Origin of the sequence: Zavarzinella formosa DSM 19928, from assembly GCF_000255705.1 — a bacterium.
GTDB lineage: Bacteria > Planctomycetota > Planctomycetia > Gemmatales > Gemmataceae > Zavarzinella > Zavarzinella formosa.
In genome coordinates this window covers 1,681,034-1,707,436 of the sequence record NZ_JH636439.1, presented here as the reverse complement: position 1 = coordinate 1,707,436, position 26,403 = coordinate 1,681,034, and the positions used below count along the sequence as shown (strand labels likewise).

Sequence of the window (26,403 nt, the reverse complement as noted above, 5' to 3'; positions counted from 1 at the left end):
CCGCCCAAAAGCGAGAGAATTCGCGTCACTTCATCATACCGCAAAGATACAACCGCAGACAAACGCCGGGATCAATCCCCCAACATTTGCGGATTGAACGGCTCTGTGCTGACAGTGAATTTTCCTCCCGGCAGGGTCTTGGAGACAATCGCCGGGAAGGCAAAGGCCGCCTCCGCTTCCTTCTGGTTCAGGCGGTTCCCCTGAAGGGACACACTACCAGTTACAGTAATCTTCTTGGGGGCGTTTAACGCCAAGAAGTGCGGAATATCCCCCGCCCGCAGGATGCCGGGGGCGAGCAGACCCATCATGGTACCCGAACCGTATGGGGTGTCGCTGGCAAATGTCGGCGGCACGTCGAGCAAGACCAAATCAGCCCCCGCCTCGGGCATCAAACCGGCGGCAATCGCCGCAACGACTCCCGCCTGACCGTAAGCGATGATCCGCACGGGTTTATTTCCGGCTGTCTTGCGGGCAATCATCAGAAGCGTCATGGCATCATGAACCCACTGGCCCAACAACGGCTGGCCGATCCAGATTCCATGTTCGGCGACGGTATGATCGGGAGCGCCCGCCACACCGCCCCAAGTTGATTTGGCTGCGCCGGTGACCCGGAGGTCGGCTGTCAGGATGGTTTCTTTTTTCTGCTTGAGCGTTTCGATAACCGACAATTTTAAGGCGTCCACCGAGCCTTCCAGATGCAACACCAGATTCACTCGACCGGCTTCCTTGTCCTTGGGATCGAGTTGCGCGGTTGGGATCGTGATGCCCGCCTCGGTGACCAAATCGCCAGTGATGACTTGGAAATTGCCCTCGGTCTTCTCCCCCATCGTCTTGATGCGGGCGTCCGGCAAAATCGGCGTCAGACCCAGCACGCCAGTGACCATCTTGCGGATGGCCAAGGCTCGCGCCTGCCACATTTCCGGGTGGTCGGGCTTCAGGTCGTCGCTGGCCTTGATTTGTTCCTTGGCCACCTTGGCCGCGAAGAGCGTGGGGGTGAGAAATACCTTGGGACGGTCGTCCGGGTTCGGGAAAATCGTCAAATCTTCCGGAGTGTCCAAGTTGAATTTCGGCTCGGGGATGGCATCTCCCTTGCCAATGCCCTTGAGGTGCCAGGTCATCCAGCCATACATCAATTCGCGCATCGGCTGGTTGTAGTCGTGGCCCGATTCGATCACGACATGCTTGAATTTCTCGGGAATTTTGAGGGTTTCATAAATCTTTTTGGCCCGCGAAACACTTCGTTCGGCCTCGGCCGGGCTGAACTGGATGCCGTCCTTGCTGGCGTTAATTACCATCAACGCCCTCGGAGCCACCAGCCCCAGCACGTCCCCCTCGTCGGTGTATGTCAGCGCGTTCGGCAACACCTCGCACACGCAGCACGCGGCCTTGAGATAGGCTTGATAACTCCCGACGGAACAAACCGGCACGACGGCCTGAAACCGTTCATCCAACGCCCCGCCGTTCATCGACTGGTTGCCGCCGCCGCTGGCCCCGGTGATGCCGAGTTTGCCGTTGACTTCCGGCCGGGAGAGCAAATAATCGACGGCCCGCTGGTTGTCGTAAACTTGCATCCCCAACAGCGTGTGCCCGGTGGGCCAGAGGGTTGAACCCATCAACCCGCCGTGATAAGTGCCGCGGGCCGGTTTCGGGTGGCGTTCCCCGGCTCCGAAGGCATCCACCGCCAGCACGAAGAACCCGAGTTTCGCCAGCCCGAGACTGCGAGACTGCACAACGGGATCTCGCCGCGCCCATGCCCAGTGGCCGTGAACGACCAACACCGCCGGAACCTTTTCCTTCGCGGCCACCTCCGGGACATAAGCGGTGGCCGTCACCCAAACATCCGGGCGGGTCTGGAAAGTGATTTTCTCAATCCGGTAACCGTCCCGTTTTAGTTCGCCGTGGATCTTCGGCGTAAGATCGCAGGGCTTTTCGGGAACCGGCCCGCAAGACTCGCGCATCTTCGCCAGCACCACTTTGCGGCGTTCGCCCCATTGCTCGGCCGTCTCGGGTGGTTTGTCGCCGGCCCGCAGGCTGGCGGCGACGGATCGGGTGCGCAGATCGAAGGGACTCGGCTCGGCCATCGAAAAATCCTCCGTTATTCCGCACGATTGTACGTTGCATTTTCACCGAACGCGAGAACATACTACGGGGAAGTTTTTTCACCCGGAGTCCGGCCATGCGACGTTTCTCTCCGCTGGTTTTTGCCTCAATGCTCCTCTTGGGTTCGATTGTCATCGGCGATCCCAAAACGCCTGTCGTGATCGACAAGCCGATCATGTTCAACACTCCAGAAGCGGACAAGATCGTCAGCCAGCTTCAGATTTTCCCGCCGGATAATCCGTGGAACGAGGACATTTCTAAACTACCGGTGCATCCGAATTCTAAGAAGATCATCGCCACCATCGGGCCGGAAAAGCGGTTCGCTTACAACTCAGACATGGCGTATATCCTCGTCCCTCCGACACAAAAGAAGATCGATCTGAAGATTGTCTCTTACCCGGATGAATCCGATCCGGGACCGTTCCCGCTGCCGGACAATGCCCCGATCGAAGGCTGGCCGCTGGACAAACGCACTCTTGATGCCGCCCAACGGGGGAAGGAAGACGCAGACCGTCATGTGGTGGTGGTTGATCCGGTTTCCAAAAAGCTTTACGAGTTCTATCAAGGCCGCAAGACGGACAACGGCTGGACCTGTGCCTGCACGGCGATCTTTGACCTGACTTCCAACAAACTGCGTCCCGATACTTGGACCTCGACCGACGCGGCCGGGTTGCCGATTTTCCCCTCCATCGTGCGATTCGACGAAGTGGAGAAGGGCATGGTCAATCACGCGATGCGGTTCACGGTTCGCCGAAGTCAACGGGCTTATGTCTATCCGGCGACACACTTCGCCAGTTCACTGAAAGATCCCGATTTGCCCCGGATGGGGGAGCGGTTTCGACTCCGGGCTGATTATGACATTTCCGGATTTTCGCCGCATGTGCAGGCGATTTTGAAGGGGCTCAAAAAATACGGCATGTTCGTCGCGGACAACGGCGGGGATTGGCGCATGTCCGTCGCCCCCGATGAGCGTATCAAGGGGTTGGATGAACTTCGCAAAATCAAAGGCTCCGACTTTGAAGTGGTGAAAACCACCGGGTCGAATGAAGGACCGCGAGCGAAGAAGTGATTGATGCCCGAACTTTGGTCCCCGTCGGTTGGTCATTTCCCGGCAAAACGTTTGCGAAAGCGAGATTATGGAACTGCGGATTGACCGACTCCTCGCCCGATTGAAGAACGACCCGGAAAAGCTTCTGGCGGCCATTGATGCCGACCCGTTGTTGATGAAACGAGAGATCGACGGGCTGGTGCTGGCCAATGCCACCAAAGAATTGTTCACTCCGCAGGAAGAACGTCAACTGTTCGCCAAGGGAATCGTCTTCGAGCGAAACCCGCATCGGTTGGTCTCGCTGCCGCTGTTGAAGATTTACAATCTCGGCGAACGCAACGTGACCGTCTATGATCTGGCCGGATTAACCGCCGAGGGGGCGAGTATTTCGTTCTTGCGGAAGTTTGACGGTTCAATGGTGCAACGGTTTCAACATGGCGGCCGGGTGTATTTCACCACGCGCGGCATGATCGAAGGGGTCACGCTGTCGAACCCCGAACCCGAAAACCATTTTGATTATCTCGGGGCGGCCCGGCAAATCGCCAGTAAACAGTTTCCCGCTTTGTTGGAAGCAAAACCGGAGTGGGAAGGGCTGACGTTCATTCTGGAACTGCTCCATCCGGGTGGCCGCGTCATCACGGATTATGGCCCCCGTGAAGATTTAGTGTTAATCGCCGTGTTTGACCGGCGAGAAACGCGGTATTGGACCTACCGGGAGATCAACCAGTTTGCCAAGGAACACGGGTTGAGCGTCACCGAATTGATCGGTGTTGCCGGGGACGATCTTCCGGCCCAGATCGAGCATATGCTCTCGGGAATCCGGGGAACCGATCAGGAAGGAAGTGTCATCAATTTCGAGACGACCGAAGTGTTGTATCGGGTAAAAGTGAAATCCCCGGATTACCTTCGCCTGCTCAAGTTGATGGTCAATTGCACCTATTCGGCCACGGTTGAAATACTCCGGTCAAAAGCCGATTTCCCGAAGTGGGATGAGTTTCAACAGTTTCTGCAAGCCCAGGGAACGGATAAGGTTCCCGAGGAAGTATTGTCGGTTTATCGGGAACATTACAACCGATACGCCAGTTATCGGGAAGTCTGCGAACGGCTTCGGGAATGGGCAAGCCGCCGGGCCGATGAGGTTCTGGCGACGATCCCGGAGGGAGATATCCGGGCACGACGGCGGGCGTTCGCCATGGCGGTTCAATCCGAACCATTGATGAAGCCGTTGTTCTTCTCGGCCTTCGACGGAAGGTTGACACTGGAGAAGGTAGAAGGAGTCTTTGACACCCCCGAAGAGGCGAATCAGGCCCTCGCAGGCTTGAATTGAGCGGCCTGCCCCCGCATATATGAGGATGTCGGATGGAACCGGCGTTTTCACGAAGGGCGGGATTCGGATGGTCAAGATTGCCAACTATACCTGCGGCAAAGATTCACCCTTTTTGTGGATCGCCGGGCCGTGCGTCATGGAATCGCGGGAACTGATCCTTCGGGTCGCCGATGAGTTGGCGGCCTTCGCCCAACGACAAAAAATCCAACTCGTCTTCAAATCTTCTTTCGACAAAGCCAACCGAACCTCCGGCAAGTCGTTTCGCGGGCCTGGCTTGCAGGAAGGCTTGAAACTTCTGGAGGAAGTCCGGCAACGGACCGGGTTGCCGGTGACCACGGATGTCCACGAAACCCACCAAGCCGAGGCGGCCGGGCAGGTGGTGGACATCATTCAAATCCCGGCGTTTTTGGCCCGGCAAACGGATTTGTTGCTGACGGCCGGGAAATCCGGCAAGGCGGTCAACGTGAAAAAGGGGCAGTTCATGGCTCCTTGGGACATGAAAAACGTCGTCGCCAAAATCCGGGAAACCGGCAACCCGAACCTGATGCTGACCGAGCGAGGTTCCACCTTCGGCTATGGCAATTTGGTCAACGACATGCGAGCCATTCCGTGGATGCAGGACTTGGGTTGTCCGGTGATCTTTGATGCCACGCACAGCGTACAGACTCCGGGGAGCCAGGGGGACCGCACGGGCGGCGACCGCCGGATGGTTCCGTATCTGGCGAAGGCGGCCGTGGCGGCCGGTTGCGACGGGATTTTCGTGGAAACCCACCCGAACCCGGACCAAGCCCTCAGCGACGGGCCGAACATGATCCCCTTGGACGAATTCCCCCGTTTGGTTGAAGTTTGTCAACGCATTCGCTCGGCCCTTCGTGAGCCGACCGAAGAGAGTCATTCATGAATTCCACCCTCCGATTGCTTTCGTTTGTTCTTTTGTTCTCCGCCCTCGTCGGTTGCAACAACAAGAAGCCAGCCACCACACGCTCGGCCGCCACGGCCGAAGTGTCGTTGAGGGACACGGAAGCCACCACACTCGCCCCGCTGGAAGCCACGCCGGACTTGGAACATTGCAAGTTGGCTTTGACACAACTGGACGCCTCGGACCGCAGCGTGGCCGGACGATCGCAGCCAACTCCCGAGGAAATACAGGACATCGCCCTTAAATTGCGGCTGACGGAAGCCGAAGCCAATGAATTTGCCCAGAAGACATTTTCACCCACTGATGCCGCATATCTTGAACAATCGTTGATGATCCGGGCGGCCGTGAGAGGCTTGGAAATCTCGGGCAAAACGCCACTTGAACAAGCCCGAATTGTTTTCGATTGGGTGTGCCGGACGGTCTATGTGAATGACCGGGTGCCGCAACCCGGCCCTCCGGGGCTGACGCTGGAGGCGGGACAGGGCACCGCCTTGGCGCGGGCCTATCTCATGATGGCTGTGTGGCAGCAAATCGGGTTAACGGGCTGTTTCATCGGCCCGAAGGACATGAGGGACATGCCTCCCTACATGCCGGCAGAAGGCGGCAAGGGGACCAGTGCCCCGGTCCGGCTCTGCGGTGTCAAAATCGGAAAAGAACTGTTTCTTTTCAATCACGTCATAGGCGAGCCGCTTTTTGGCAAAGATCGTTCAACGCCGGTCAAATGGTCCGAATTGACCTCCAATCCGGAACTGGCAAAAGAGATCGCGGATGTCAGCCAAGTGTCCCAGTGGAAAGCGTTTCTTTCCTTTCCCCTGTCAGCCCTATCGTCCCGCATGGCGTGGTTGCAGGGTTACGACCCCGGCCACATTGGGGTGGCGTTGGCGCTGGATTATCCGAAACTCCTTAAAGAATTCCAAACCGATCTCGGGGCGACGGCTGTTGACGGGTGGTTCCCGTCGATCGATCAGGATCGTAATGCAGTTTCTCCGCTGAGAGTGTTGAATCGGTATTCCAGCGAAGAGGCAAAGGGAAATCGTTTGCCGATGATCCGGCAGGAACACAAAGTGGTGCTTGTTCCCTTTGAGTTTCTTCCCCAAACCGGTTTGGCCGGCATGCCACTGGGAAGCATTCGCGCCGAGTTTGCCATGCCGTTTATGAATTTGCATTTTGGACAAAACTCGGCGACACAACACCTGATTCGCGGCCAATTCAAAGAAGCCACCACCCAACTTAGCGATGTTCGTTCGATGGCCGAATTTGCCCGCACTCGCTCGGAACAAGATCCCATGTTGAAGGCTGATTTTGCGCAATGGAGTGAAACCCTGCAAAATCTCTCGGCCAATGTCCTGCGCGCGGGTCAGAAAGGCGGTCAGGTGGAGGAGGCTGTTGCCCGTCAACGATTGGAGGAATTTTTCCGGACGCCGCGTAATCTGGAAATCCAAAAAGCTTGGGTGCTTGGTTATGCCTCGCGGCCATTATTGGCCGAAAGTAATTTCCTCTTGGCGTTGTGCGTCCACGAGCGAACACTCCGGATGCAAACCCGGACCGGAACACCCGATCCGACCGCTTGGAAGACGGTGTTGGATTGGTGGGAGCGTTACTTGGACAGTGCTTCACAAGTGAACGGGCCTTACCAAAATCGGGATGCCCAGGCGAAGCGGTTGAAGGCCCAAGCCGAGGAATTCGCGGCCAAGAAATAACCACCGTTTGGGGCGATTCGCCGGTCAGCCGCCGTTGGCGAATCGCTCCAAAAACTTCTCCGCGTGTTCGGCGAGGAACTTTTTCAACGCCGAGGCATTGAGGTGATTCGCTTGAAGGAAGCGAAGCGAAATCGTGTCCCCGCCATCAGCCCGGTCTGACTGGATATGCGGTTCAATTCCCAGTCCTTCCAGCCGGGACAGATTAAACGCCCCCGGTTTTCCGAGCAGTTTTAACTCCATGCACACGGGATCTTTCGTCTTCAATCGTCCCCACGCCTTGCTTGCCCCTTCCAGTCGGAAGGTCACGAACTCCCGTGACTCCCATTCCACGGTGACATCCTTCACGGCCGCCTTCACGATCTTCAACATCTCGGGGAGGATGGCGACATCCCAAACGGTCTTCTTGCCCGGCGGGAACCCCTTCGCCCCGAGATGCCAGCGTTCGCCGTTGACCTTCCACGGCATCACATCTTCCAACGAGGTCGAAATGTTCTCGACCATCCCTTTAAACGACTCGGCGGCCTTCTTGAGAAAAGCCTCGAACGCCGGTGTCTGGATTTCCTCCAGTCGGTGAACCAACATCCAAATTTCCTGCCACGGCCCCTTGCGGTTGGCGACCTTGATTCGTGATTCGTTCCCGTAAATAGGTAGTTCAGGCATCTGATCGAGCGGTTTGATCGCCAGTTGCTTGGTCAGCGTTTCTTCCTTGAACGTGTTTCTTCGCACACGGAAGACCAATCGAACCAGCCATTCCATGCCAGTGTGGGCGTGGAAGAACCATCCTTGTGATTTCTTCGGAGCGGCGATTTCGACAGTGGTCCGGTCCCGCCAGTCGGTTGCGGAAAACGTCCCGTTCTTGCGAATATGAGTCTCAACCCATGTCAAAATCTTGCCTTCCCACTTGGCGGGTTTGCCCTCGCTGGTCACCCGGTCTTTGGTGTGCCAGCGTTCGCCGTCAAGTTCCCACGGCAGTTTGGCATCCTTGCCCACTTTTTCGAGGGCCACATCCCCCTCGCGTTGGGCGAGGGCGGCCTTCGGGTCGAATTTTGGCCGTTCCGCATGGGGACCGGCTTTCAACGCGGCCTCGATAAAGCGGGCCGTATGGGAAACGGGTTTGTTTTTCGCTTTGGCCACTTTCGCCTGCTCGACCACTTCCTCGGGCGTGCCGGCAGCGACGATGGTCCCTCCCCCGGCGCCGGCTTCGGGGCCGATGTCGATCACCCAGTCGGCCGTCTTGATGACATCGAGATTGTGTTCGACCACTATCACCGTGTTGCCGACATCGGCGAGCCGGTTTAGCACGTTAAGCAGTTTTCGTACATCGTCAAAGTGCAGGCCGGTCGTCGGTTCATCAAGAAGGTAAAGCGTCTTGCCGGTGCTCGGCCGGGCCAGTTCGGCCGCCAGTTTTACTCGTTGGGCTTCGCCACCGGAAAGGGTTGGGGCCGATTGCCCGAGCGAGACGTAATCGAGGCCGACATCCGCGAGCGTCTGCAAGATCTGCCGGATTTTGGGGATGTTTCCAAAAAGAGCCAACGCCTCTCCGACTCGCATGGACAGCACATCCGAAATGGACTTGTCCTTGTATTTCACGGCCAGCGTTTCCGGGTTGTAACGCGCTCCCCGGCAAACCTCGCACTCGACCCACACATCCGGGAGGAAGTGCATTTCAATCTTCTTTTGCCCGTTTCCTTCGCAGGCTTCGCACCGGCCGCCGGGTTGGTTAAAACTGAACCGCCGGGCGGTGTAGCCGCGAACCTTGGACTCGGGCAGTTGCATGTACAATTGGCGAATCAAATCAAAAACGCCCGTGTAAGTCGCCGGGTTGGAGGAAGGGGCATTCCCGATGGGGTCTTGATCGACATTGATGATTTTGTCGATCTGATCCAAACCCTGAATTTCGTCATGGGCGGCGGCCACCGTTCTGGCCCGGTGAAGTTTGCGGGCGAGCGTGTTGTAAAGCACCTCGTTCACCAGCGAACTTTTGCCCGAACCGCTGACGCCAGTGACGGCCACCAACACGCCCAACGGGAAATCCACGTTGACGTTCTTGAGGTTATGCTGTCTCGCCCCGATAATGCGAAGTTTCGGCCAGTCGGCCATTTCCCCTATCGAAAGCCGACGATTGGTCGGCACCGGAATGGCCTTTTTGCCCGAGAGGTAATCGCCAGTGAGGGAGGTTTTCGATTTGTTGACTTTTTTGGGAGTCCCCTGGGCCGTGATCTCGCCGCCCAAGTCTCCCGCGCCGGGGCCGAAGTCGCACAAATAGTCGGCTGCCGCGATCACTTCGCGGTCGTGTTCCACCACCAACAGGGTGTTTCCCAAATCGCGCAAATTCTGGAGGGCTTTCAACAATCGTTCGTTGTCGCGGGGATGCAGGCCGATGGTCGGCTCGTCCAGCACATACAACACGCCGGTCAAACCGCTGCCGATTTGGCTGGCCAGCCGAATGCGCTGGGCTTCGCCGCCGGAAAGCGTGGGGCCGGGCCGGGAGAGGGTCAGGTAATCCAAGCCCACATCCACCAAGAATTGAAGCCGGGAGATGATTTCCCGGAGGAGTTCTCCGGCGATTTTCTGTTGGTGGGCTGACAGGCCGAGGTTGTTGAACCAACGCAATGACTGCTCGGCCGGCAAGTCGCACAAGTCGCCGAGAGTTTTGTTTTCAAATCGAGTGGCGGCCGAATCTGTGCGGAGACGGGAACCATGACACGTGGAACAAGAAACCTCGTCCACCATGTGGTCGAGTCGTTGTCGATACACGAAGCTCACGCGGCTCGCCTCGTCAATCGCCGGGTAAAGCCCCTTGTATTGGAACTTCATCGCCGAATGATCTTTGATGGCAGGCAGGGTGATCCACTCTTCGCCGGTGCCATGCAGAATCGCGCGGCGATGTTCGGGAAGAATCTCCCCGAACGGCACATCCAGCGAAAAACCGACGTGTTTGGCGATCGCCTCGGCCATCATCAGAAAACGGTTGGAGCCATCCAACGGCGGCCAGGCGGCAATAGCGCCTTCTCGCAAACTGAGGGAGTGATTGCGGATCAGAAGGGCTTCGTTTGCCCCATGTTGAACGCCAAGGCCCTCGCAGGCCGGGCACCATCCCAGCGGACTGTTGAAGGAATAATTATGCGGGTTCAATTGCTCGTAACTTGTGCCGCAGCGGTCGCACGCCAAATGCTGGCTGAATCGTTCCACTTTCCATTGGGTCTCGTCGCGGTCATGTTCGACATGGGCCAGATTCATGACCCCCTTGCCCAAACTGAGGGCCTGCTCCACCGATTCGGCGATCCGGGTTCGTGTGTTCGGCCGGACGACGTTGCGGTCAACGATCACTTCCAAAAGATGCTTCCGGCGGTGGTCAATGGTCGGCGGTTGGTCGAGGCTGTGCGACTTGCCATCAATCCGAATCCGCACATAGCCTGACCGGCGAATCTCATCGAAGACCGCTTCGTATTTTTCCTGTCCCTTACGTTCCACCGGGGCCATGATGTAAATCTTGGTTCCCTCGGGCATGGACAACACCCGCTCGACGATTTCGTCGGTGGTCTGGGTGCCGATGGGAATGGAACACTTGGGGCACCAGCGTTTACCGAGCCGGGCGTACAACACCCGGCAATAGTCGTAAATCTCGGTGATCGTGCCGACCGTGGATCGCGGCGATTTTGAGGTCGTCTTTTGCTCGATGCTGATGGCCGGTGAAAGCCCGGATACTGATTCAACCTTCGGTTTCTGCACCTGGCCAAGAAACTGCCGGGCGTAACTGGAAAGAGATTCCACGTATCGGCGTTGTCCCTCGGCATAAATCGTATCGAGGGCCAGCGTGCTTTTGCCGGACCCGCTCGGCCCGCAAAACACGGTCATTTCTTCGCGGGGAATCGACACAGACACGTTCTTGAGGTTGTGTTGGGTCGCCCCCTGAACCGTCAAATGAGTCATTCGCGGATTGGACGATTGCGAGCGTTTCTTGGCGTTGAGCGCATACGATGGGGGGCGCTTGCCAAAGAACGGTTTCAACGCCTGGCCGGTGAAGGATGCCTCGCACTTGGCGACTTGTTCTGGCGTCCCCGTGACCACGATAGTCCCGCCACCCGCCCCGCCTTCGGGTCCGAGGTCGATCAACCAGTCGGCCGTTTTAATGACGTCCAGATTATGCTCGATCACAACGACGGTGTTCCCGGCGTTTACAAAACCGTGCAACACATCCAATAATTTGCGAATATCCTCGAAATGGAGGCCGGTCGTCGGTTCATCAAGGATATAGAGCGTTTTGCCGGTACCGCGACGACACAATTCTTTGGCGAGTTTCACCCGTTGGGCTTCGCCGCCGGAGAGAGTAGGGGAGGGCTGGCCGATTTTCACATAATCCAAGCCCACATCATGCAAGGTGCGGAGCATTTCCCGGATTTTGGGGATGTTCTCGAAGTGTTCGACCGCTTGTTGAACATCCATCTCCAAGATGTCGTGGATGTTCTTGCCGCGAAAACGGACTTGCAAAGTCTCGCGGTTGAATCGCCGTCCCTCGCAGACGGGGCAGGTGACCCACACATCGGCGAGAAAGTCCATTTCGAGCTTGTTGGAACCGTTGCCCTCGCAGGCTTCGCAGCGGCCCCCCGGTCGATTGAAACTGAACCGCCCGGCTTGATAGCCGCGCACCTTGGCGTCGGCCATCTCGGCGAACAGGTTGCGAATCTCGTCAAAAACTTTGATGTAGGTGCCGGGGTTTGATCGGGGGGTCCGGCCGATGGGCGATTGATCGATGTCAATCACCTTGTCAATCAAGTCGGCGCCGGTGATCTCGTCGCAGCGGACACCGATCACTTGAGTGTCGAGATATTCCTGGGTTTCTTCCGCATCCTCGTCAGGCGCGGTCGCCCCGCCTTTCAATCCATCCAGCAGAATCTCGTTGATAAGAGAACTTTTGCCCGAACCGCTCACCCCGGTGATAACGACGAATTGGCCGAGCGGAATCTCCACGGTCACATTTTTGAGGTTGTTATGCCGGGCGTTGACAATCCGAATTTCCTGCCCCGTTTTGGGCCGACGTTTTTCGGGGATGGCGATGCTCACTTCGCCGGTGAGATATTTGCCGGTCACGCTGTCGGGATTGGCGGCCACTTCGGCCGGGGTTCCCGCGGCGACGATCTTCCCGCCGCGCACGCCCGGCCCCGGCCCGAAATCGACCAGAAAGTCGGCCGCGCGCATGGTGTCTTCATCGTGTTCGACGACGAGGACGGTGTTCCCCATATCCCTCAGTCGCAGGAGGCTGTTTAAGAGCCGCTCGTTGTCTCGGGGATGCAATCCAATCGAAGGCTCGTCGAGGATGTAAAGCACCCCGACCAACCCGCTGCCGATCTGACCGGCCAACCGGATTCGCTGGGCCTCCCCGCCGGAGAGTGTGGGGGCCGAACGGTCGAGGGTCAGGTAATGCAACCCGACGTTCAAGAGAAAACCGAGCCGGTCTCGAATTTCCTTGAGCAATTCAACCGCGATGATTTTCTGAACTTGGCCGAGGACTTTGTTTAAATCATCAAACCAGGGAACCAGTTTGCCGATGGGGGTCCGGCCCAGTTCGATTAATGTCTTGTCACCGACCCGCACCGCCCTGGCCTGCGGGTTAAGACGTTCTCCTTTGCAAGCGGAGCAGGGGACCACCCGCATGTATTTTTCAAGCTGCATCCGTCGCGGCCCGGCGGCGGTCTTTTTGAAACTGCTCATCATTTGCGGGATGATGCCTTCCCACGTCCCGCCATGCTTCCAGACGCTGCCGCCGCGTTGCTTCCATTCGTAGGTGATGTGCTGGTCGCCAGAACCCTGCAACAACCATTCCCGGTGTTGTTTCGGAAGCTTGTTCCAAGGCTTTTTCAGGTCGATTTCGAGTGTGTTGGCGACACCTTCGTAAATATGTTTCCGCCATCGGCCCATGCCCTTGAGCGAGCCGACGAGGGGGATGGCCCCGTCCCACAGAGACAATTTGTGATCGGGGATTAGCAAATCGGGATCGAACGTGTAGCGGGTGCCAAGACCATCGCATTCCAGACACATCCCTTGCGGGCTGTTGAAACTGAAAAGTTGCGGAGTCGGCGGTTCGTAGCTTTTATTGCAGTAGGTGCAGGCATAATGGCTGGAGAAAAGCACATCTTCGTGATCGGTCTTCGTCGCCGGTTTCGCGGATTCCGATTCTGATTCGACATCGGCCACCGTCTCACGTTCAATCGAGACAATCAACGCCCCCTCGGCTAGTTGCATCGCCTGCTCAACAGCCTCGGCCAGACGTGGGCGTACTTTCGCTTCGTTCTTCAACCGGTCGATCACGATGGCAATGTCGTGTTTGATTCGTTTGTCCAGTTTCAGGTCATCGGACAACCGGACGATCTGACCGTCCACTCGGGCGCGAACGAAGCCTTTTTTAAGCATCTCCCCGAAGAAGTCTTTGAACTCCCCTTTTTGACCCCGAACCACCGGAGCCATCACCAAAAACCGCGTGTCGACGGGCAACGCCATCACCCGCTCGATAATTTGTTCACGGGTCTGGGCCGTGATCGGTCGGGAACAAGTGGGGCAGTGAGCCGTGCCGATGCGGGCATACAGCACTCGCAGGAAATCCGAAACTTCCGTGACGGTGCCGACGGTCGAACGCGGATTCCGGCTCGCCGTCTTCTGCTGAATGCTGATGGCCGGGGAGAGGCCGCCGATGAAATCGACATCCGGTTTGGGAAGCTGGCCCAAGAACTGCCGTGCGTAACTGGAAAGGGATTCGACGTATCGCCGCTGCCCTTCGGCAAAAAGAGTGTCAAAAGCGAGGGACGATTTGCCAGAACCGCTCACTCCGGTGAACACGACCAGCGAATCGCGTGGTATGCTGAGATCAACGCTTTGAAGATTGTGTTCGCGAGCCCCACGGACGACGATTTCTTGGTTATCCAGCACGGGTCGGGTTCCATTCCGTGGGTAAATGGCAATAGGTGTAAATTAGTCTAGTAACCCCCCCGTCCCCCTTGCAAGCCGAACCATTGGGACCACGCGCATTGCCCTGCGGAATGCCGGGAATCGCAAGCGATGCAGGGGGCGAATAATTTGCAGTCCGGCGTTTAGAATTATGATTTAAGTTATTATTTTATAATATTTTGTGATCATTTTTGATCCATGCAATCTGGCGGGCGTTTGATTGAATCGCAGTAAAGTTCAGCGTGTGCGGAACTTTCGCATCATCCCGAACATCATAAATGATGTGAAACGTGAACAACGATGATCGCCGACTCATCGCCGACTCCCTGAGAGGTCACTCAGCCTCTTTCGGTGAACTTGTGCGCCGGTATCAAGATCGCCTTTACAATGCGATCTACCGGGTGGTCGATCATCCCGATGATGCTCTCGATGTGGTTCAGGAAGCCTTTGTTTCGGCTTACCAATCGCTAAACCACTTCAAGGGGGATTCGGAGTTTTTCACATGGCTCTACCGCATCGCCTTTAACGCGGCGATCAGCCAAAAACGCCGCAAACGAGCCGTGTTGAGTCTGGACTGGCAGTCCGACGAGAAACATGGCACAGAACCAGCGGATGAATCGGTGGATGTGCGGCCCGGTGCCGCGATGGAACGGGCCGAGGATGAAACCATCCTCCAACGGGCCATCCAACAACTCCCCCCGGAATACCGGGCGGTGTTGGTCCTGAAAGAAATTGAAGGTCGAAAGTACGAAGAGATCGCCGATATTTTGGATGTGCCCATTGGAACCGTGCGTAGCCGGTTGCACCGGGCACGACTGGAACTGCGAGATTTATTGACTGCCCACGAGGAGTAAGCTGCCTGACGGATGCGGGCGGAGCGAAAGTAACCATGATGACGCCGGAAATTCGAGAACTGATTGCCCGAGCCGTTGACGGCAGCCTGACCGCCACCGATCGGAAGCGGGTGGAACACGTCCTGAAGGAATCACCGCAAGCCCGCGCACTGTTCTCCCAACTGAAGAAAGACGCCCAGGCACTCCGTTCACTTACCTTTGTCGTCGCTCCGGTCAACATCGCGGATGCCGTCACGGACCTAATCCGGGAGCGTAACCTCACGCCGACGCCGACGCCGCCCCGGCCAAAGACCTCCGGTTTGAACTGGCCGAGCATCACGTTCTGGCTGAATGTTTCGACCGCCGCCGGAATCATGTTCACGATCGCCATCGGATCGTACATGTATATTGCCAGCCTTCACAGCCCGCAGCGGCCGCATGAAACTTCGCTGGCCCGTGAACAACAGCGAAAGACCCCTTCGGCCGCCAACCAACAAGCCCTGCCATCCCGGCCGGAAACGCCCGAAGAATACGATGATCCGATTCCCGAATCGGTGGTCAACGTTCCGTCTCCGGAAATCACGCCGGTTCGGCCGGAGTTGGGGCCTATTCCCCGCATTATCGACGCCCCTTTGACGGCCCCTGTCAGAGACATGATGCCGGAAATTCACGCGATCAATATCGCCAAACACCGGGTTTCTCGTTTTGTGAATCTTGCGGACCTGATTTCGACCGATCCGGCCCAGCAGAAGAATCACACGGAAATCCGCAGTGAACTCAAGGCTGACGAACTGATCCGGCTTGACCTGTTTTGCCGCGATCCCAAGGTGGCGATGGACATGCTGGCCACCGTACTGAAAAACCGGGGTTGTCAGTCGGTCACCGATCAGCATTTGCTGGAACGTTTCAAGAAGAAGCAAACCGCGGAAATCGTCTTCTTCACGGACGTGCTGACCCCGGAAGAGGTCTTCCAACTCCTCGGCCAGATCGCCCAGGCAGACAAGAAATCGACCGGCGGGGAAGGGCAGTTCGACACGCTGGTGATCGCCCCGTTCCTTCCGGCCGATCTCGACATGCTTGGCCGCATCTTGGGCGCCGGGTCGGCCATGTCCAAGACGCCGAAGCCGAAGACCCCGGTGGATATTCGCAAGCCCCTTCCCGAAGGGACGGCGAATCATTTGGCCCAGAGTCTTAGCAAGATGGGTTCCGGTTCTTCCTCGACATTGAAGAATGAGAAACTGGCGTTTGTCGGCAGCTATTCGCCGGTGAATCCGACGCCGTCCCAGTCGAAGGAAATCAAGTCTTACCTTGAACGCCGGGCTGACAAGCGAACCGACGCCAAACCGCTGATGCTTGTTCTCCGCACGGTCAATTGATCTCCGTTCTTCGTTCCACCCCGCAGCATTTCAATGTAACCCTGCCGTAACATGAACGTGTTCCGGCGGGGTTCTGCAATCCCCTTCGCGGTCGATCTCGTTTATAGTCACAGAAGATGTTCTCTGAACAAACGAGGTTTCCCATGATACGCGCATGGCTGGCGGCCTTTTTCGGGCTGACGTTGGCCGGGGCAGGGCAGGCGGCCGGCCTGTTGATCCCCGAGGACAAACAACTTCCCCCTCTGGCGATGGTCCATCATCGGGTGAACATCGCCATCGAAGAGCAGGTGGCTGTCACGACCGTCGAACAATCTTTCCGAAACCACACGAACCGGGTTTTGGAGGCAGTTTATCTTTTCCCCGTCCCCAAGGGGGCAACGGTCAACAAATTTGCGATGTGGGTGGACGGCAAAGAGGTCAATGGCGAAATGCTTGACGCCAAAAAGGCCACCCAAATCTACACGGACATTGTCCGCCGGACCCAAGATCCCGGTTTGCTGGAGTACATCGGCAACGATCTTCTCCGTCTGCGAGTGTTTCCGATCCAACCCCGCTTGGATCAAAAAGTGAAGGTGAGTTTCACGACCATCGCCCCTTCCGACAACGGAGTGGTCGAATACCTCTATCCGTTGAAGACGGACGGCAAATCGACCAAAACCTTGGAAGAATTCCAAGTGAAGGCCACGATCAAATCGCAACACGCCATCCAAAACGTGTACAGCCCGACGCACGCCATTGCAGTCAACCGACGGAACGACAACGAAGTGACAATGACATTCGAGCGCAGCCAGGCGTTGCTCGACAAGGATTTTCAGCTTTTCTACAGTCTCAGCAATAAGGAAATCGGCATCACGCCGGTGTTTCATCGGCCGGTCAGTTCTGAGGATGGCTACTTCTTGATGCTCATCTCCCCGCAATTGGAGAGCGCGAAAGCCACCGTCATTCCCCGTGATCTGGTGCTGGTGCTGGACACGTCGGGAAGCATGGACAACGTGAAGATGGATCAGGCCCGCAAAGCCCTGAAACATTGCCTCGGCCAACTGCGAGCGAAAGACCGGTTTGCGATCATCACGTTCTCGACAAACGTGCGGAAATACCGCGATTCGCTGGTGGAGGCAAACGACGAACAAATTGAAAACGCCAAGAAATGGGTGGACGGACTCCGGGCCGGCGGTGGAACCGCCATTCAAAACGCCCTCGATTCGGCGATGGAAATTCGTGACAACATGGAAGGTCGTTCGTTCACGATGGTCTTCTTCACCGACGGCCAGCCGACCATCGGGGAAATGAAACCGGAAAAGATCGTCAAAAACGTCTCGGATAAGAACAGCGCGAACACCCGCATTTTCACCTTTGGCGTGGGCGACGACGTGAACACCGCGCTGCTGGATCAACTGGCCGAAAACACGAAGGCATTCAGCACCTATGTCCGGCCGGCCGAGGATATCGAAATGAAGGTTTCCAGCCTGTACGGCAAGATCAGCCATCCGGTGCTGGCCAATGTTCGGCTGACGACGAGCGAGAATGTGAAACTTCAGGAAGTGTACCCCGTCCGGCTGCCGGATCTTTTCTTCGGCAGTCAACTGGTCGTTCTCGGCAAATATTCGGGGCAGGGGGCAGGTGCTGTCAAGCTGTCAGGGCAGGTGGGTAAAGAAACGAAGGAGTTCGCCTACGATGTGAGTTTTCCCCAACGCACCAATTCGGAGCATGATTTTGTCGAACACCTATGGGCCAGGCGCAAAGTCGGCTTCTTGCTCGATCAGATCCGGCTCAACGGCGAACAACGTGAATTGATGGATGAACTGGTGCAACTCGCCAAGAAGTACGGCATCGCCACCCCTTACACCAGTTATCTGGTCGTGCCGGACACCGCCATGCCGGTGACCAACCCGGTTCCGTTCCCCCGGCCCAACATCAACGGCCCCGTACCGGCAGGGATGCCTGGCGTTGGTATTAACGGCGGCTTCGGTGGCGGCTTTGGCGGCAGCGGCGGGGGTGGCAGTTTCGGAGGCATTGGAGGCATCGGCGGTGGAGGTGGCTTTGGCGGTGGTGGCCCTGGCGCCGGCGGCCCTTCCGCGAATGATCCCAAGGGGCCGGGCGCTGGCCTCGGTGGTTTCCGTGCCCCGATCAAGGTTGAGGATGCCGCCAAGGAAATCTCGAAAAATCCCGGTGATCCGGGGCGGGCTCGCAACGTGATCGAGGGAGACCGGTTGCTCAGGCTTCAAAACGAACTGGAACAGTTGCAAACGAAACTGAGCGATGAGCGTAAAAAAGGAATAGGTGACAAGGATAACGAGAAACTCGACGAATTGGCCAAGCAAATCTTGGGGTCCGTCAAAGATTCACGCGATCAACACTCTAATCTTGACGCCGCTCGCGACTTGTACGCGAAGGGCCAATACCAATACGCCCAATCCGGCGGGTTGGGGGTGCAAGTGGCGATTTGTGCTCAGAATCTTCGCAATCAAGACCGGTTGACTCAGACCGCCAACAAGCTGGTTTACGGCCGAAACTGTCTGGATGTCGGGGGGCTATGGCTCGACGATGGCTTCACCGCCAACATGAAAACGATCGTCGTGAAAGCCCAGAGCGACGCCTATTTCCAACTGTTGAAGAAAGATCCCCAATTGAAGGAGGTCTTCCGCTTGGGCAACCATCTCGTCTATGTGTTGCCGAGCCAGGTTGCCCTGATCATTGACACCAATGACGGCAAAGAAAAGCTGACGGATGCGGAAATCGACAAGCTTTTCGAGAAGGCCAAGCCACCGGCCAAGTGACCTGCTGACGAACCCGCCGCCCCGCCGAATCACCCAGGTTCGGCGGGGCGGTGTCATTTCCACTGGCCGATTCTTCGTCGGAGTGTGAGAATACCAAAAATCTCTCCCGCCAGATGGGGTCTCCAGTGTTCAATAACCAACGACTTCTCTCCCGCCGCGATATGTTGCGAAACGCCGCCGGTCTGGCGGTTCTCGGCTCGATGACAACAGGCTCCCGCCTGTTCGCCGCCGACGACTTTAGCGGCTACACGGTGGGGATTCAAAGCTATACCTTCCGAAATTTCAAACTCGAACAAGCGGTCAAAAAGATCGCCGAAGTCGGGGTTCATTACGCCGAGCTGTACAACGGCCACGTCCCGTTGAAGAGCACCCCGGAACAAATCAAAAGCGTCCTGAGTCTTTGCAAGGACAACGGCGTGACCCCCATCGCCTTCGGCGTGGAGGGGTTTGGCAAGAATCACGACGAGAACAAGAAGAAGTTTGAATTTGGCGCCGCCCTCGGCATCAAGCACATGAGCGCCGACCCACAACCGGACGCCTTTGACAGCCTCGACAAACTGGTGGCCGAGTACAAGATTTCCATCGCCATCCACCCGCACGGCCCGAGCGGCGGCAAGGGTCGTCATCGTTGGTGGAATGCCGAGACGATTCTGGAAGCCGTCAAGGATCACCACGAACTAATCGGCACCTGTCTGGACACCGGCCACCTGATTCGGATGGCCCAATTGGGCGAGAAAATCGACCCGGCCCAACAAATCAAAGTGATGGGCAAGCGGAATTTCGGCCTGCACTTGAAGGACCACAACAACGAGAAGCACACGGATGTGATCTACGGCAAGGACGGCGGCGTTCTTGATGTGACCAGCGTTCTCAAGGCCCTCAACGACGTGAACTTCGCCGGCTACATCAGCATCGAATACGAAGCCAAACCGGCCGAGCCGACCGCCGATGTCAAAGAACAGGTTGAGATCATTAAAGATCTGGCCAAGAAAACCCCACGGGCAACATCCGACAAGAAGTGATTTTTGACGGGATGAGACGAAGACAAGAACCGGGTTTCAACTTCCGCCGATGTACGACGGGCCCCGGCTTTATGATGATGACAGGGCAGGGGGGCTGGCTCCCCTGCCCCGCGGATTGAGAGAGGTCCATGCTCCCGGAAGAAATCGCGGAAGCCCGGCTAAAGCGGTACAACGGCACGGTGGCTTACCTGCGGAAGCCCCATTCCGACCTGATGGTCATCCGAATCAAACCCGACTTTCCCCGCCCGCCTCACCGGGCCGGTCAATACTGTTCCCTCGGGTTGGGAAATTGGGAACCCCGTTTTCCCGGAGCGCAACCGGACAATCTGAAACCGGGTGACGAGAGCAAACTCGTTCGCCGGGCTTATTCGATCAGTTGTTCCATGCTCGACGAGTCGGACAACATTGTCGATGTGGCCTCCACGGACTTCGTTGAGTTTTACATCACTTTGGTGCGCGAGGGATCAGACCCGACCAAACCGCCGGCGCTCACCCCGCGGCTTTTCATGTTGCGAGAAGGGGACCGGCTTAGCATCGGTGAGAAAATCACCGGCCATTACAATCTTGAGCATGTAAAGCCGACGGACAACGTGATCTTCTTGGGCACGGGCACCGGCGAGGCCCCCCACAATTACATGACGTGGGAACTGCTCAAAAACGGGCATCAGGGGAAGGTTCTCCAAGCATGTTGTGTCCGCCTCAAAAAAGACCTTGCGTACATCGACACGCACCAACGCCTGATGGCGAAATTCCCCAACTACAAGTACATGGCCCTGACGACCCGTGAAGCGGACACACTCACGCACAAGGTCTACATTCAGGATCTGATCAGCAGCGGCCAACTGGAATCGACGATCGGCGTCCCGCTGGACCCGGCCTCGACCCACGTGTTTTTGTGCGGCAATCCGAAGATGATCGGCGTGCCGGAAAAGAACAAAGAAACCGGGGAACGCACCTATCCCCAACCCCTCGGCGTGATCGAAATCCTTGAGAGACGCGGCTTCATTGTCGACAACAATGCCGCGAAGATCAAAGGAAACATCCATTTTGAAGAGTATTGGTGATCCGACCGCCGATGGCCGAATCCGATAAACTAAACGCAGGCGAAGCAAAAGCTCTTCCTGCGTTTCGCTTTTTGCGCGCATTGAGAGGGTGAATAATGGCGGAAATCAATGAGGTGATCGGCGGTTACCGCCTGCGGAGCCTGTTGCAGACCGGGGCCACCTCGCAGGTGTTTGAGGTGGTCGAACCGCACAGTAACCGGCACTTTGCGATGAAGGTGTTGCTGCCGGAATCCGAGTCAAACAAAGAGCTTCGATACATTTTATTTCACGAGGCCGAAGTCGGCCAAAAGCTCCGGCATGAAAATGTGATTCACATTTTGAAGGTGAATCGTGGCGAACATTCGCCCCACTTTATCATGGAATTCTTTCCCTCCGGTTCGGTGAGAAACCGGCTCATGGCCAAGGATTTCGGCTTCATCAAAGCCAACGCGATGAAGATTTTCAAACAGGCCGCGACCGGTTTGGCTTACATGCACGGGAATGGCTGGATTCATTGCGACGTGAAACCGGACAACATGCTGGTGAACGCGGCCGGCCAGTTGAAGATGATTGACTTTGCCATTTCCAAGAAGATACCCAAGGGATTGTCAAAACTCTTTTTCAAGCAGGCCAAAGCGCAGGGCACGCCCAGCTATATGTCGCCCGAGCAAATCCGCAAGCAACCGCTCGATGGTCGTGCGGATATTTACAGCCTCGGTGCCATGTTCTACGAGATGCTGACCGGCCGCCCACCGTTTCGCGGAACCACGATGCCGGATTTGCTCAACAAACAACTGACAGAAAAAGCGACCACTCCCCAAGTTCACAATCAAGACATTACGGATGAATTCGCGGCCCTGTTGCTCCGGATGTTGGCCAAGAAAAAAGAAGAACGCCCGCCGGCGTGTCACGATATTCTCATTGCCATGCGGAAGATGAAAATTTTGAAGACAGACCCTGATCCCGTGGTCGAACCAGGAATGTGATTGAAGCGCAGACAGACAAGGTGAATTGGAAATTGAAGGAAAGGGAAGGGGAATGAAGACTCCGCAGCCATTGGCATTCGAGACCGAAATCCACGAGATGGAAACGATCGTCTCAAAGCTCGAACAGGTGCCCGCGATCGGGGGAAACTCTGAGGAGATCAAACGGCTTCGGCGGGAACTGACCGGCCTGATCCGCAAGAAATATGCCAACCTGACCCCGTGGGAAACGATTCTGGTGTCCCGGCATCCCGCGCGTCCCCAGATGATGGATTACGTCGAGTCGATCTTCGATGAGTTCGTCGAACTACACGGCGACCGGGCCTTTGGAGACGACCAAGCCATCCGGTGCGGCTTCGCCCGATTTGGCAGCAACAAGGTTTTGGTGGTGGGCCATCAAAAGGGACACACCCTCAAAGAACGCCAGGCTTGTTACTACGGCTGCGCCCATCCGGAGGGCTACCGCAAGGCTCTTGGCAAAATGAAACTCGCCGCCAAGTTTCGGGTGCCCATCATCTGCCTCATCGACACTCCCGGCGCGTTTCCCGGCATCGGGGCGGAGGAGCGAGGACAGGCCCAATTGATCGCGACAAGCATCTTGGAAATGTTCCGCCTGGCCACGCCGGTGATTTGCATCGTGATTGGCGAAGGGGGTTCCGGCGGGGCCCTCGGCATCGGCGTCGGCGACAAAGTAAGCATGCTTGAACATGCTTACTACTCGGTCATCAGCCCGGAAGGCTGCGCGGGGATTCTCTGGAAGACCGCCAATGAGGAGACGAAGCCCAAGGCGGCCGAGGCATTGAAACTGACATCCAAATACCTGCGCGATTTTGGAGTCATCGACGACGTGATTTCCGAGCCATTGGGCGGCGCTCATCGCGATCCCCGCGAGATGGCCAACACGCTCAAAAATTACCTGCAAAGATCACTGCGGGAACTGGCGGTTCACTCCAAGGAAGCACTGCTCGAATCACGCTATCAAAAATTCCGACGCATGGGTTTCACATTGGAAGCCTCGACAGGCATGACATCGCCCGCCATGTGATCTCGATGATCGCCACCATGGATGAATAACCGCTCGCGTCGTGGCTATTTTTGTTTATCGGACAGGTGAGGCTTCGCCAGATTGTGGAAAAAGCCTCGCAATTTAAAGCCAGTTCCAAACCTCTCTCAAAACCCCAACTCAATCGCCGAGACGGCAAATTACTCCAGCCTCGTGGGTTTTCGGAGGTCTCAAGCCGTTTTACGCAACCTTTTGCTTGGTAAATCTTTGCGTCCGGGCAAATAAAATAACATAATATACATTATCGGACTCAATAAATCAGCAGACCAAAAACTGGAGTCTGGCCATCAGCTTCTGCAACGTCCGATAATAAATGTTATGTTATTTTTATCCGGCCTTTTTCCGCATTTTGGCTTTCCTATGCGGTCGCAGGCTTTAGCATGGCGGCATGAGCCAGCACAATACGCTTCGAGTCGGGATGGTCGGCGTCGGGATGATTTTCGACGAGACGTACCGTCCTTTGTTTGAATCCTTGCACCACTCGCCTCTTCACACCCGTTTGATCGGCACCGTGGAAGTCATGCTTGAGGGAATCGCGTCCCGCACGGGAACGCGGACCGAGGCTCTGCGAAATCGCTGGGACAGTTCGTTTCCGCTTCCGACGAATCACTCCGGCAATGATTGCCTGGCCAAGTTGCTTTCCTCGAAAGTCAATTGCGTGTGTGTGGCCACGCCGGATGACCGGCACTTCGCGGCCGCCCGCGATTCGCTCCGGGCTGGCAAACACGTGCTGATTGAAAAACCCTCGGTGCTGACGCTCGCCGAACTCGATCAACTCATCCAAGAGGCGGCCGCCAACAACGTCCTTTGCAAGGTCGTCTATCACAAGCTTTTTGATCCCGATCACAAAAAGCTCCGCACTCATGTTCTCAATGGCGTCCTCAGCCATGTGAACAACGGGTATTGCACACTCCTCGAACCCAAGTCCATCAGTGGCTCCCAGTTTGCCGAATGGATCACCGGGCGTAATCCGGGAACGTATGTCGCGGTCCATTACCTCAAACTGATTGACTTCTCCTTCGGGCCGGAATGGAAACTGCTTCGCATCAGCGCCACCGGCCAGCGCGGCCTGGTCGGCCCTCCCCTTGGCAACACTTGGGACTCGGTTCAGCTTCAAATCACCTACGCCCATCCAGACGCCCGCGAGGCGACATTCGACATCCACACGAGTTGGGTGACGCCGGACAACTTCCCCGGATATGTCGAACAGGAGGTCCAGTTCCGTTTCGACAATGGAATCTGGCTGGCTCACCAACGCAAACGCGGCGTCGAGATGGCGGTGGAAGGCCGGACTCCCCACGATCTCAAGAACACCCCCAACTATCATTACAACGGAACCTTCATCGAGCCTTGGGGCGAACATTCACAACGCGGCTACGGGTTGGAGGCTATCCAGCGATTTTTTGAGGAGGTCGCCCACGTTGAGTTTGGCGGGCCGGTTGAAGAACGATCCGCCCGACTGGCTGTCATGCGGGGCCTGGCTCACAACGATATTTCGGCCGACCGAAATTGCGTCGCCATCGTACAGGCAATGGAGGCGATTTTGGAGGAGCAAGCTGCCGGGCGTCCGGGGTCGTTTGCGGAGGTGAACGGTCCCGACGGTGGATTGGTTCTCTTTCCCCGGCGTGGCAATCCCAGGGTCATTTATGCCCCGGCGGTTTGAAAAACGGGTTCCGGCCTCATTTTCACTTTCTGCCTTTCACGCTTCCTCACCGGTCTTGTAGATTAACTGCATGTCAAATTGACGAACCGCCCGCCGAACACCCATGTGAGGATTTCGCATCATGTCCACGGGAGTGATCGCCCATCCGTCCGAAATGGCTTCCAATGCCGAACGGGCGTCCGCAGCCAGTTTTGAACCGCGATCCCTGCGGACGTTCACTCCTTCCCAAGCGGTTCTTTCCCGCAGCGCCGGAATCTATCACTGGACTCCCGAAGGGCGTCGGTTGTACGATTTTTCGTCCGGAGTCCTCGTGGCGAATTTGGGCCACAATCCCATTTCGTGGACGAAGCGGTTTTTCCAATACATGGGCTGGCCCGTCGAATCCGGTGGCAAAGCCGGGTTCACCTCTGCCCTGCCATCCGCGCAAGGAAGTTCCAATAAAGCCGTCCCGGCGGGCTTTTTTTCCGCCGTGACGATGACGGCTTACAACAGCATCACGCCGCTTGAAACCGAGGCCAGCAAGCGACTCGTCTCGGCCCTCCGTCGCACGCCCGGCGGCGGCCGATTGCATCAAGTCATGTGGGCGGCCTCCGGGTCCGAGGCCATCCAGAAAGCGATCTGGGTGGGATTGGCCCGTGACAAAGCCCGGCCAATGATCATTGCCACTCGGTATGGTTTCCACGGCAAGAAAGGACTTGCGCAGGCGATCACCGGCACGGAACACGATTCCGAACGAGATCCGCGGGTGAAATTCATCTCCTTCCCGATGAAGGAATGCCTGGATGTCACCGCGAGGGATGAACCGTTTGATCCCGCCCCGTATCGAAAAGAATTGGACGAGCTTCGCAAACAGTTCGGCCGAAAGTTAGGAATGCTGGTCACAGAACCTTACCTCGGTGGAGGGGGGTCTTTCCATCCGCCCAAGGAGTATCTCCAGATGCTCCAGCAGTTTTGCCGGGAAATGGACATTGTGTTTGTCCTTGATGAAGTTCAAGCGAATTTCGGCCGGACGGCGAGCATGTTCGCGTTCGAGGCGTATGAACTGGAACCGGATATCGTGGTTCTCGGCAAGGGCCTCGGCAACGGTGTGCCGGTGGCGGCGGCCGTCGGTCGCAAGGATTTGTTCGCCTCGCTGGATTACGGCGAAGCTTCGGACACTTGGAGCGCCAACCCGTTATGTTGTGCCGCTGTGCTGGCGACACTCGACGAATTCGAGGCAAGCGATGTGCTTGGCAAGGCAAAAGAATCATCCGCGATCATTGAGGCGGGTTTGCTGAAAATGAAGCAACTGCCGTTCGTGTCCCACATTCGCGGCGAAAGAGGGGGCATGGTTTGGGGGGTTGAAACCAAGGATTGGGGCGGGCGATCCGCCTCGGAATGGGCAATCGGCATTGTGCTGGCTTGCTACCGGGGAGACGGAACACAATCCGAGGGAATCCACCTGTTGGGGCCGCTCGCCAAGAAAGTGGTTCGAGTTTCTCCGCCGGTGATTATCACCCCGGAAGAGGCCGCGAAATCTGTCGAGTTGATGTATCACTATGCCAGCATGTTGGTGAGCGAAACCGCGTCGCACGCCCATGCCCCGACCTTGGCGGGAAGTCACTGAG

Annotated in this window: 15 protein-coding genes; 13 read left to right on the top strand and 2 right to left on the bottom strand. The window is 56.9% G+C overall.

The genetic code is table 11. From position 1 onward, the window contains the following. Positions 1-71: 71 nt before the first annotated feature. Complete coding sequence (locus BGIM_RS49275) at positions 72-2,081, bottom strand: dienelactone hydrolase family protein (RefSeq protein WP_020469274.1); 2,010 nt, start codon at positions 2,079-2,081, stop codon at positions 72-74. Between the two features lie 95 nt (positions 2,082-2,176). Between BGIM_RS49275 and BGIM_RS0108030 the strand changes: the two genes are divergently transcribed. From BGIM_RS0108030 to BGIM_RS0108015, 4 genes are all read left to right on the top strand, one after another. Continuing rightward, positions 2,177-3,169: a hypothetical protein gene (locus BGIM_RS0108030; protein ID WP_020469273.1), complete on the top strand. Its 993-nt coding sequence runs from the start codon at positions 2,177-2,179 to the stop codon at positions 3,167-3,169. Positions 3,170-3,236: 67 nt separating this feature from the next. Continuing rightward, entirely contained in the window at positions 3,237-4,475 is a 1,239-nt protein-coding gene (locus BGIM_RS0108025; RefSeq protein ID WP_020469272.1) for an RNA ligase, read from the top strand. Between the two features lie 67 nt (positions 4,476-4,542). Next, the gene (kdsA, locus tag BGIM_RS0108020) at positions 4,543-5,376 is read left to right on the top strand and encodes a 3-deoxy-8-phosphooctulonate synthase (protein ID WP_157368668.1); all 834 of its coding nucleotides are present in this window, start codon (positions 4,543-4,545) and stop codon (positions 5,374-5,376) included. Next, a complete protein-coding gene (locus BGIM_RS0108015; protein ID WP_020469270.1) occupies positions 5,373-7,094 on the top strand; it encodes a hypothetical protein in 1,722 nt (573 codons plus the stop codon). The genes kdsA and BGIM_RS0108015 overlap by 4 nt, the downstream gene beginning before the upstream one ends. Positions 7,095-7,118: 24 nt before the next feature. Here BGIM_RS0108015 and uvrA read toward each other — a convergent pair whose 3' ends face one another. Beyond that, positions 7,119-14,018, bottom strand: a complete 6,900-nt coding sequence (gene uvrA, locus BGIM_RS49270; protein ID WP_020469269.1) for an excinuclease ABC subunit UvrA — start codon at positions 14,016-14,018, stop codon at positions 7,119-7,121. A 308-nt stretch (positions 14,019-14,326) separates the two neighbouring features. Between uvrA and BGIM_RS0108000 the strand changes: the two genes are divergently transcribed. The 9 genes from BGIM_RS0108000 (at position 14,327) to BGIM_RS0107960 (ending at position 26,402) form a co-directional block, all read left to right on the top strand. Then, positions 14,327-14,890: a sigma-70 family RNA polymerase sigma factor gene (locus tag BGIM_RS0108000; RefSeq protein ID WP_029629838.1), complete on the top strand. Its 564-nt coding sequence runs from the start codon at positions 14,327-14,329 to the stop codon at positions 14,888-14,890. A 35-nt stretch (positions 14,891-14,925) separates the two neighbouring features. Next, positions 14,926-16,245, top strand: coding sequence for an anti-sigma factor family protein (locus tag BGIM_RS0107995; protein WP_020469266.1), 1,320 nt, complete (start codon positions 14,926-14,928; stop codon positions 16,243-16,245). A gap of 143 nt (positions 16,246-16,388) precedes the next feature. After that, positions 16,389-19,022 carry a VIT domain-containing protein gene (locus BGIM_RS0107990; protein WP_020469265.1) on the top strand — a complete coding sequence of 878 codons (2,634 nt, stop codon included), beginning with the start codon at positions 16,389-16,391 and terminating at the stop codon, positions 19,020-19,022. A gap of 125 nt (positions 19,023-19,147) precedes the next feature. After that, complete coding sequence (locus tag BGIM_RS49265; protein ID WP_238537557.1) at positions 19,148-20,044, top strand: sugar phosphate isomerase/epimerase family protein; 897 nt, start codon at positions 19,148-19,150, stop codon at positions 20,042-20,044. Positions 20,045-20,172: 128 nt separating this feature from the next. Beyond that, positions 20,173-21,108: a ferredoxin--NADP reductase gene (locus BGIM_RS0107980; protein WP_020469263.1), complete on the top strand. Its 936-nt coding sequence runs from the start codon at positions 20,173-20,175 to the stop codon at positions 21,106-21,108. 95 nt (positions 21,109-21,203) lie between these two features. Further along, positions 21,204-22,073, top strand: coding sequence for a serine/threonine protein kinase (locus tag BGIM_RS0107975; RefSeq protein WP_020469262.1), 870 nt, complete (start codon positions 21,204-21,206; stop codon positions 22,071-22,073). A 52-nt stretch (positions 22,074-22,125) separates the two neighbouring features. Then, on the top strand, positions 22,126-23,115 hold the full coding sequence (locus tag BGIM_RS0107970; RefSeq protein ID WP_020469261.1) for an acetyl-CoA carboxylase carboxyltransferase subunit alpha: 990 nt from the start codon (positions 22,126-22,128) through the stop codon (positions 23,113-23,115). Between the two features lie 406 nt (positions 23,116-23,521). Next, entirely contained in the window at positions 23,522-24,796 is a 1,275-nt protein-coding gene (locus tag BGIM_RS0107965) for a Gfo/Idh/MocA family protein (RefSeq protein WP_157368666.1), read from the top strand. 121 nt (positions 24,797-24,917) lie between these two features. Next, positions 24,918-26,402 (top strand): aminotransferase class III-fold pyridoxal phosphate-dependent enzyme, encoded by a 1,485-nt coding sequence (locus BGIM_RS0107960; RefSeq protein ID WP_020469259.1) that lies wholly within the window; start codon positions 24,918-24,920, stop codon positions 26,400-26,402. The last annotated feature ends 1 nt before the right edge of the window (position 26,403 follow it).

What these genes read in the sequence shown, in the direction of transcription:
- BGIM_RS0107975 (WP_020469262.1), top strand. Translation starts at nt 21,204, where the DNA reads ATGGCGGAAATCAATGAGGTGATCGGCGGTTACCGCCTGCGGAGCCTG.
- BGIM_RS0108025 (WP_020469272.1), top strand. Translation starts at nt 3,237, where the DNA reads ATGGAACTGCGGATTGACCGACTCCTCGCCCGATTGAAGAACGACCCG.
- BGIM_RS0107980 (WP_020469263.1), top strand. Translation starts at nt 20,173, where the DNA reads ATGCTCCCGGAAGAAATCGCGGAAGCCCGGCTAAAGCGGTACAACGGC.
- BGIM_RS0108030 (WP_020469273.1), top strand. Translation starts at nt 2,177, where the DNA reads ATGCGACGTTTCTCTCCGCTGGTTTTTGCCTCAATGCTCCTCTTGGGT.
- BGIM_RS0107995 (WP_020469266.1), top strand. Translation starts at nt 14,926, where the DNA reads ATGATGACGCCGGAAATTCGAGAACTGATTGCCCGAGCCGTTGACGGC.
- kdsA (WP_157368668.1), top strand. Translation starts at nt 4,543, where the DNA reads ATGGTCAAGATTGCCAACTATACCTGCGGCAAAGATTCACCCTTTTTG.
- BGIM_RS0107960 (WP_020469259.1), top strand. Translation starts at nt 24,918, where the DNA reads ATGTCCACGGGAGTGATCGCCCATCCGTCCGAAATGGCTTCCAATGCC.
- BGIM_RS0107965 (WP_157368666.1), top strand. Translation starts at nt 23,522, where the DNA reads ATGAGCCAGCACAATACGCTTCGAGTCGGGATGGTCGGCGTCGGGATG.
- BGIM_RS0108015 (WP_020469270.1), top strand. Translation starts at nt 5,373, where the DNA reads ATGAATTCCACCCTCCGATTGCTTTCGTTTGTTCTTTTGTTCTCCGCC.
- BGIM_RS49275 (WP_020469274.1), bottom strand. Translation starts at nt 2,081, where the DNA reads ATGGCCGAGCCGAGTCCCTTCGATCTGCGCACCCGATCCGTCGCCGCC.
- BGIM_RS0107990 (WP_020469265.1), top strand. Translation starts at nt 16,389, where the DNA reads ATGATACGCGCATGGCTGGCGGCCTTTTTCGGGCTGACGTTGGCCGGG.
- BGIM_RS0107970 (WP_020469261.1), top strand. Translation starts at nt 22,126, where the DNA reads ATGAAGACTCCGCAGCCATTGGCATTCGAGACCGAAATCCACGAGATG.